Source organism: Streptomyces sp. URMC 124 (assembly GCF_051386455.1).
Lineage (GTDB): Bacteria > Actinomycetota > Actinomycetes > Streptomycetales > Streptomycetaceae > Streptomyces.
Window position 1 is genome coordinate 1 of record NZ_JBPQTS010000524.1, and the last position, 258, is coordinate 258.

Sequence of the window (258 nt, forward strand, 5' to 3'; positions counted from 1 at the left end):
TTCTTACCCCTTCTAATAGCGTTCCATCGATACCGCATGAGTTCCAGATCTCTCTCACTTCCCCTGGTCTTATCCTTCCCCTGAAGCCACCCCTGCCATGTTAGACCGATTTGCTCAATTGCATCTGCGATCCTTGCTTCAGGACTCTTTGAGTTCCATTCAAGATTCTCCTTCTCCCGCAACCTATGCTGAGATAACATTTTAACTAGCTGGCCATGGAATTTGTCAACCGCTGTTGCACCAACACCTGGATATTCC

1 protein-coding gene is annotated in these 258 nt (G+C 47.7%); it reads right to left on the reverse strand.

Features of this window, described 5'->3' with window-relative positions; genetic code table 11:
• Positions 1-258: hypothetical protein (locus tag ACSNOG_RS33570; RefSeq protein ID WP_436756447.1), on the reverse strand; the 258-nt coding region annotated here is incomplete at both ends.